The organism is Streptomyces sp. NPDC048484 (genome assembly GCF_040651415.1).
Classification (GTDB): domain Bacteria; phylum Actinomycetota; class Actinomycetes; order Streptomycetales; family Streptomycetaceae; genus Streptomyces.
The window spans coordinates 1-5,793 of record NZ_JBEZJY010000109.1 but is presented as its reverse complement, the minus strand read 5'-3'; the positions used below and the strand labels follow the sequence as shown (position 1 = coordinate 5,793).

Here is a 5,793-nt window from a genome sequence, read left to right as displayed (position 1 = left end):
CACCCTGCACAACAACGCCCACGCCGCCCTCGACCTGCCCGGCATCGACACCGAACCCTTGCCCACCGGCGAACCCGCAGCCAAATTCGACCTGTCGTTCACTCTGGCCGAGACCTTCCACACCAACACCAGCACCAGCAGCGGTAATCGCCCGGCCGGTCTGCACGGCGGTATCGACTACGCCCTCGACCTGTTCGACCGCGGAACGGTGGAGACCCTGGCCGAACGGTTCGTCCGCGTCCTGGACACCGTCACCAAGGAACCGCACCAGCACATCAACGCCATCGAGGTACTGGACCCGGCGGAGCGGAAACGGGTCCTGGTCGAGTGGAACGACACCGCCCAGAAGGTGCCCGCGGCGACACTGCCGGAGCTGTTCCAGGCCCAGGCCGCACGCACCCCCGACGCGACCGCCCTCATCTTCGCCGGCGTCGAGATGACCTACGCCGAGCTCAACGAGCGCGCCAACCGCCTCGCCCGGCTGCTGATCGACCGGGGTGTGGGGCCCGAGTCGCTGGTCGCGGTCATGATGCACCGCTCCGTCGACCTGGTGGTCGCCCTCCTCGCCGTGGTCAAGGCCGGTGGCGCGTATGTACCCATCGACCCGGACTACCCCGCTGAGCGGATCACCTACCTCCTCACCGACGCCCAGCCCCTCCTGGTGCTCACCAGCACGGACCTGAGCACGGATCTGGCCTCCCGTCTCGCCGGCGAAGAGCTGTCACAGCTGGCCGTCGACGACCCCCGAACCACCACCACGTTGAAGGACCTCCAGGACACCGACCCCACCGACGCCGAGCGCCGTACAGCCCTGCTGCCGGCCCACCCCGCGTATGTCATCTACACCTCCGGCTCCACCGGGCAACCCAAGGGCGTGGCCGTCACCCACCAAGGACTGCCGAGCCTGACCGCCGCACAGGCGGAGGAATTCGCGATCACAACAGGGAGCCGGGTGCTGCAGTTCGCCTCCGCGAGCTTCGACGCGGCAATCTGGGAGACGGTCATGGCCTTGTGCAACGGGGCCTGCCTCGTCTCGGCCGCGTCGCACGACCTGCTGCCGGGCCAGGCACTCGTCCGCCTCGTCGCGGAGCAGTCGGTCACCCACGCACTCCTGCCCCCCGCTGTACTGGCTCTCCTGGAACCGGACAGCCTGCCGTCGATCACGACCCTCGTCTCCGGCGGCGAAACCCTGAACCAGAACCTGGCTGCCCACTGGGCCGACGGCCGCCGTCTCATCAACGCCTACGGACCGACGGAATCCACGGTCTGCGCCACCACCACCGACCCCCTGCCCACCAACGAACACAACACCCCGCACATCGGCACACCCGTCCCCAACACCCGGGTCTACGTACTGGACCCGGCTCTGCGGCCGGCGCCGGTGGGCGTCGCAGGTGAGTTGTACATCACCGGCGCAGGCCTGGCCCGCGGCTACCTCGACCGGCCGGGCCTGACCGCACAGCGGTTCGTGGCCAACCCCTTCACCCCGGGTGAGCGGATGTACCGCACCGGCGACCTGGCCCGATGGAACGCCGACGGGCACCTGGAGTATCTCGGGCGGACCGACGACCAGGTGAAGATCCGCGGGTTCCGTATCGAGCTGGGTGAGATCGAGGCCGCACTGCTCGCCCACCCGTCCGTGTCCCAGGCAGCGGTGATGGTGCGTGAGGACCACCCCGGCGACAAGCGCCTGGTCGGCTACCTCGTCGCCGCCGCCAGTCACACAGGTGGTGTCGATACCGCTGTCCTGCGGGCCCACCTCGGCGCGATGCTGCCGGAGTACATGGTGCCGTCCGCGCTGGTGGTCCTGGAGACCCTGCCGCTGACGGCGAACGGCAAGCTGGACCGCAGGGCCCTGCCCACTCCGGACTACCAGAGGGCCGACAGCCGCCGGGGACCGGCCACGGTGCAGGAGGAAATCCTGTGCACCGTCTTCGCCAAAGTCCTGGGCCTCCCCCAGGTCGGCGTGGACGACAACTTCTTCGAACTGGGCGGCCACTCACTCCTCGCGGTGCGGGTGGTGGAGCTGCTGCGTGCCCGGGGGATATCAGTTGATGTGCGGTCGCTGTTCGCGGCGCCGACGGCTGCCGGACTGGCTGCGTCGGATGGCCGGGCCGAGGTGGCGGTGCCGGAGAACCGGATTCCGGACAACGCCCTGACCATTTCTCCCGACATGCTTCCCCTGGTGGATCTGACCCGCGGAGAGATCGACCGGATCGTGGCCCGGGTTCCCGGCGGAGCGGGCAACGTGGCGGATGTGTACCCGCTGGCTCCGCTGCAGGAAGGGATCCTCTTCCACCACCTGATGGGTGACTCCGGTGACGGGACCGATGTCTATGTGCTGCCGGTGCTGTTGGGGTTCGACTCCCGGCAGCGGCTCGACAGGTTTGTGGACGCACTGCAGAAGGTCGTCGACCGGCATGACATCCTGCGGACCGCCGTCTTGTGGGAAGGACTGCGCGAACCGGTCCAGGTCGTAGTGCGCCACACTGCGATCCCGGTGGAAAGTGTCGACTTGCCCGAGGGGCCTGACGATGAGGTGACCGGCCGGATGCTGGCCGCGTGTCCTGGATCGATGGACATCGGCCAGGCGCCGCTGATCCGCGTGTACACGGCGGCCGACCCGGTGAACGGTCAGTGGCTCGCGCTCGTTCAGGCCCATCACCTGATCTCGGACCACACCACCCTGGACGTGCTGCTAAAGGAGGTGCGCTCGTTCATCGAGGGCCGCGAGGACACCCTGCCCATTCCTCTGCCGTTCCGGAACTTCGTTGCCCAGGCCCGCCTGCGGGTGGCGCAGGAGGAACACCAGAGGTACTTCTCCACCCTGCTGGGGGACGTGACCGAGCCGACCGCGCCGTTCGGCCTGCTCGACGTCCGCGGCGACGGCACCGGCGTGGCGGAGTCCCGTCGCGTGATGGACGCGGAACTCGCGCGGCGACTGCGGGACCAGTCACGCCGGCTGGGCGTGAGCCCGGCCACGGTCCTGCATGTGGTGTGGGCGCGGGTCCTGGCAGCCACCGCGGGCCGGGACGACGTCGTCTTCGGTACCGTCCTGTTCGGCCGCATGGCCGCGGGAAGCGGCGCGGACCGCGTTCTGGGCCTGTTCATCAACTCCCTGCCGGTACGGGTGCAGACGCACGGCGCGCAGGTGATGGACACGGTCCGGTCGGTGCAGAACCAGCTGGCGGACCTGCTCGTCCACGAACACGCCCCCTTGAAACTCGCCCGGCAGGCCAGCGGCATCAAGGCGGACACCCCGCTGTTCACCTCCCTGTTCAACTACCGGCACTCCAGGAGCACTGAGCCAGAAGCGGACAGCCGCCTTGACGGCATCGAGTTGCTGTACGACCAGGAGCGGACGAACTACCCGATCGGGCTGAGCGTCGACGACACCGGCGACGGTTTCACCCTCACCGTGCAGGTCGCCGAACCTGTCTCGGGTGCATCACTGTGCGCCATGGTCCACACCGCCGCCGAAGGCATCGTCACCGCCCTGGAAACAGCGCCGCACCAGCAGATCAGCACGGTGGACGTCCTCGATCCCGCGGAGCGGCACCAGGTCTTGGCCGAGTGGAACGACACCGCCCGCTACGTGCCTGCTGCGACGCTGCCGGAGCTGTTCCAGGCCCAGGCCGCACGCACCCCCGACGCGGCCGCCCTCGTCTTCGAGGACGTAGAGCTGAGTTATACGGAGCTCAACGCCCGCGCCAACCGCCTCGCCCGGCTGCTGATCGACCGGGGTGTGGGACCCGAGTCGCTGGTCGCAGTCATGTTGGTGCGCTCCATCCACCTGATCGTCGCTTCCCTCGCAGTGTCCAAGGCAGGCGGCGCCTACTTGCCCATCGACCCGGACTACCCCGCCGACCGCATCACTTACATGCTCACAGACGCCCAGCCCCTCCTGGTGCTCACCAGCACGGACCTGAGCACGGATCTGGCCTCCCGTCTCGCCGGCGAAGAGCTGTCACACCTGGCCGTCGACGACCCCCACACCACCGCCGCACTCAAGGATTTCGACGACTCGGACCCCACCGACGCCGAGCGCCGTACAGCCCTGCTGCCGGCCCACCCCGCGTATGTCATCTACACCTCCGGCTCCACCGGGCAACCCAAGGGCGTGGCCGTCACCCACCAAGGACTGCCGAGCCTGACCGCCGCACAGGCGGAGGAATTCGCGATCACGACAGGGAGCCGGGTGCTGCAGTTCGCCTCGGCGAGCTTCGACGCGGCAATCTGGGAGACGGTGATGGCCTTGTGCAACGGGGCCTGCCTCGTCTCGGCCGCGTCGCACGACCTGCTGCCGGGCCAGGCGCTCGTCCGCCTGGTCGCGGAGCAGTCGGTCACCCACGCCACCCTGCCCCCCGCCGCATTGGCTCTCCTGGAACCTGACAGCCTGCCGTCGATCACAACCCTCATCACCGCCGGCGAAGCCCTGAACCAGAACCTGGCTGCCCACTGGGCCGACGGCCGCCGTCTCATCAACGCCTACGGACCGACGGAATCCACCGTCTGCGCCACCACCACCGACCCCCTGCCCGCCAACGAACACAACACCCCGCACATCGGCACACCCGTCCCCAACACCCGGGTCTACGTACTGGACCCCGCTCTGTGGCCGGCGCCAGTGGGCGTCGCAGGTGAGTTGTACATCGCCGGCGCAGGCCTGGCCCGCGGCTATCTCGACCGGCCGGGCCTGACCGCACAGCGGTTCGTGGCCAATCCCTTCACCCCGGGTGAGCGGATGTACCGCACCGGCGACCTGGCGAAATGGCGACCGGACGGTGTCCTGGACTTCCTGGGCCGTACGGATGACCAGGTGAAGATCCGCGGGTTCCGTATCGAGCTGGGTGAGATCGAGGCCACGCTACTTGCCCACCCGTCCGTGTCCCAGGCAGCGGTGATGGTGCGTGAGGACCGCCCCGGCGACAAGCGCCTGGTCGGCTACCTCGTCCCCAACGGTGGCAACACTCCGGAGGCGGACAGTGCCACCTTGCGCGCCCACCTCGGCGCGATGCTGCCGGAGTACATGGTGCCGTCCGCGCTGATGGTCCTGGAGGCCCTGCCGCTGACGGCGAACGGCAAGCTGGACCGCAGGGCCCTGCCCACTCCGGACTACCGGACGGCCGACAGCCGCCGGGGACCGGCCACGGTGCAGGAGGAAATCCTGTGCACCGTCTTCGCCGAAGTCCTGGGCCTCCCCCAGGTCGGCGTGGACGACAACTTCTTCGAACTGGGCGGCCACTCACTGCTCGCGGTGCAGCTGACCAACAGGATCCGGACGGATCTGGGGGTGGAGGTCGCGATGCGGGCGCTGTTCGAGGCGCCGACCGTGGCCGGACTCGCGCAGCGGCTGACTGATTCAGGTGCGGCACGTCCCGCGCTGGTGGCGATGACACGGCCCAAGGCGGTACCGGTCTCGTTCGCGCAGCAGCGGTTGTGGTTCCTGGGCGAGTTGGAAGGCCCCTCGGCCACCTACAACATTCCCGTGGCTCTGCGACTGACCGGCGACCTGGACGTCAAGGCGTTGCGGATGGCACTGGGCGATCTGGTGGCCCGGCACGAGGTTTTGCGGACGGTCTTCCCGGCCGATGAGGGCAGTCCGTATCAGCAGATCCTTGCCCCGCCTGCCTCGTTTGATCTGCCGGTGGTCGAGGTGGGACGGGAGGGCCTGACGGAGGCGGTTGCCGGACTGGCAGGTCACGCGTTCGACCTGGCGGCGGAGCTTCCCTTGCGGGCGTGGCTGCTGCGGGTGGGGCCGGGTGAGTGCGTGCTGGTGATGGTGGTGCATCA

General features: G+C 68.9%; 1 protein-coding gene. It reads left to right on the top strand.

What is annotated here, in order from left to right; genetic code table 11:
- Positions 1-5,793, top strand: a 5,793-nt coding sequence (locus tag AB0D14_RS44525) for an amino acid adenylation domain-containing protein (RefSeq protein WP_362791138.1), incomplete at both ends; no start/stop codon positions are given.